We start from the raw sequence: 1,646 nt of genomic DNA on the forward strand, positions 1-1,646 counted from the left end.
GGTGCCGGCGGGCCCGCTCAGCAGTGCCGTGGTCATCGCGTCCAGCAGGTCCATCAGCGCCGCGTGCCGTGTCGTCTCGCCGAGATCCGGCACGGGGCCCGGCCCGCCCTCGGCCGACGGCGACCGCGCCCCGGCGGACTGGAGCACCACGAGTACGGCGGTACGCGGCTCGCCGCTCGGGCGCAGCGCGGTGAGCGTCGCGCGTACGGGAACGGCGGGGCGCTGCTGGAGATGGACCGTGAGGCTGCGGTCGCCGTCGCCGCGCGCCACCGCCGCCGTCTGTGAGCGGAACGCGGCCCGGTCCGCGTGCGCGAGGAAGCCGGAGAGCGGGCGGCCCGTCGCGTAACCCGCCCTGACGCCCGTGAAGTTGGTTCCCGCGAAGTTCAGCCTGCGGACCACCGTCCCACGGTCGATCAGGGCGACGGGCAGCGGCAGGCGTTGGAAGATCGTCTTGAGGAGTTGCTGTTCCTGACGGTCGGCGGAGGACGTGTTCGTGGTGCCGGTGGCCGTCAGGCGCTCGTACCAGGGCCACAACTGGCCGGCCACGTGGTCGAGTTCGAAGATCGCCGTGTCCAGCACGGTGGGCAGGTCGTCGTGGGGCACGGATCGTGCCGCCTTCAACTCCGCGACACGGCGCACGAAATCCGCAAGTTCCTCACCGAATTCCTCCGTCTGCGCCATGCGACGAACGTAGCTCCTCACGCCCGCGTCCGGGGAGGCCGTTGCGGGACACCTCGATCCCGTTTTCTCCGCAGGTGACCGGGAAGGCGGAGGAAAGAGGAGGCGCGAAGTATGCCGGATACGGAACATCTCGGCCCCCGGAGGGCGGCATCCCCGGAATCTGCACTTCCGGGTCGTCGGCTGTCGGAGCTCGCCGAGCAGGCGGTCCGCTGCACCACCGACTGCTGCGGCGCGGGCACCACGGTCTCCGACGGCGGCACGGAGCGGCCGGCCGCGGTGACCCATCCGGACCTCGCCGCACTCGTCTCGATGCAGCTCCGCTCCGGCGAGGGGCCGATCCCGGCCGCACTGGAGCGCGGTGAGCCCGTCGAGTCGGGCGACCTGCTGCGCGAGGAGCGCTGGCCGCAGTACCGGGCCGTGGCGCTCGACTCGGGCGTGCGCTCCAGCGTCACTCTTCCCTTCCGCCGGGCGGGCCTGACGGTCACCCTCAGCCTCTACAGCTTCCGTGCGGGCGGCCTGGAGGACGTCCCGCACGGACCCGCACGGGCCCTCGGTGATCTCGCCGCGACCTGTCTCGTCCGTGACCGCTCCTACCGCGCCGCGCTCACCGAGCTCGACCAGCTCGGCGCCGCGCTGCGCACCCGCCCCGTCGTCGACCAGGCATGCGGCATCGTCATGCATGTGCTGGCCTGCGACGCGGACGCGGCCTTCAAGGTCCTGCGCCGCATCTCGCAGGGAACCAACCGCAAGCTCTCCGAGGTCGCCTCGGCCCTCGTGGACTCACGCGGTCGCGGTCTGGAACAGGAGCTGGTCTCCCTTTCGAACTGAGTCGGTACGGCGTCCGTCGGTGTCACCCGCTCGGGCGTCCGCGTGGCACGAATGGTGTCCGGCCGCGCGCGCCCGGGCGGCGGCCGGGCTCTGATGGGCTGCGGGGCATGTCGGTCGTGCCCCGCCTCCGCCGCCGT

At 72.6% G+C, this 1,646-nt stretch carries 2 protein-coding genes; one reads left to right on the forward strand and one right to left on the reverse strand.

The features are described 5' to 3' along the window. A partial coding sequence (locus tag O3Q52_RS52855; RefSeq protein ID WP_269655512.1) for a PAS domain-containing protein occupies positions 1–681 on the reverse strand: 681 nt, incomplete at its 3' end. Positions 682–792: 111 nt separating this feature from the next. On the opposite strand from O3Q52_RS52855, the gene O3Q52_RS52860 reads away from it, so the two are divergent. Further along, a complete protein-coding gene (locus tag O3Q52_RS52860; protein WP_269655513.1) occupies positions 793–1,509 on the forward strand; it encodes an ANTAR domain-containing response regulator in 717 nt (238 codons plus the stop codon). Positions 1,510–1,646: the final 137 nt, after the last annotated feature.

Origin of the sequence: Streptomyces sp. ActVer (assembly GCF_027270795.1) — a bacterium.
Classification (GTDB): Bacteria; Actinomycetota; Actinomycetes; order Streptomycetales; family Streptomycetaceae; genus Streptomyces; species Streptomyces umbrinus_A.